1 protein-coding gene and 1 pseudogene are annotated in these 1,052 nt (G+C 46.3%); both read right to left on the bottom strand.

Features of this window, described 5'->3' with window-relative positions; translation table 11 throughout:
- A partial coding sequence (locus AC0QT4_RS09230) for a hypothetical protein (RefSeq protein WP_473201368.1) occupies positions 1-716 on the bottom strand: 716 nt, incomplete at its 3' end.
- A gap of 12 nt (positions 717-728) precedes the next feature.
- A pseudogene (locus tag AC0QT4_RS09225) lies at positions 729-1,052 on the bottom strand (portal protein); the annotation flags it as partial.

Here is a 1,052-nt window from a genome sequence, read left to right as displayed (position 1 = left end):
ACCTGATTGTTGGCTTGGGTTGCTTGGTTCTGATAACCAAGGTTTTGCGCTATCCCATAAAGCTCTTCGGCTGGGTTCGTCCCATTTTGTGCACAAGTGGCTACTATAGTACGCAATTCATTGCCTATAATTGCATCAATCGTGCTCTTTTTTGCGTACTCTGGATAAACCTTGGACCAAGCCGATAACTGCTTCGCACGCATCTCATAAAGGTAATCCGCTGCGGCATCAAAATCACTATATTTCCCCTTCGTCGAGGCAACAGAAGTTTCTAAAAACTGATTTAAATGTGCATCATGATGCTGTTGTTCATAAGCCTGCCTTTGTGCTTCCTGTTGCGCTTTAATAAACGCATCCTGCTCTTGAAGCTTCTTTCCCATCCAAGCCATATAGCCAACAATGTCCTGACTCATATCAGGGGGCGGGTTGTCTCCTTCAACAGAAGCTCCCTGCCCTGCTGCTTGAGGGTTATAAAACTGCATCAATGCTTCACGGGCTTGACGCGCCTGTTCTTCTGCACGCTGCTGCTCTAAAGTAGAGATTTCAGAGGGTTCATGGACAGGTGGGGATACAGGATCTGAAGAACTGCTCTCTTCACTAGCAACCGCTTCACTCTCATCGCTTACATCCAAAGGACCATCATCATCAAAAACTGGGGTCTCCAAGGGGTACGCTTCATTCTTGCCATCCATCTCTTCAGTCATTTGTGCATTCATTCTTTCACCTTTCTAAATGCTTCGTGCTCTATATGTCTCTGCTCTCGAACGCATAATCTGATTGTGCATTTGCTCATTGAGAATGCGTTGACGCTCTAACTCATGGCGCTCAGCCATCAGTTCTGCTTCTAATTTCGCTCTTTCCTGACGCATATACAGATCTATCTGCTTGCCTTGTAACTCCATCTGTTGCATTTGCGCTTTGGTCGCTATGTCTTGCTGCTTTTCTTGCAAACGCATTTCCTGCTCTGGATTCATTTGCTGCTCTTGTTGCGCCATCTGTTGTTGCTGTTGGAACTTCTCACTCACACGATTGAGCAACGATGCCGGTAGAGG

The sequence above is a fragment of the Bartonella sp. EBT8 genome (genome assembly GCF_055796165.1).
Note: the sequence above shows the minus strand (reverse complement) of the source record. Positions and strands in the feature narration are given on the sequence as shown.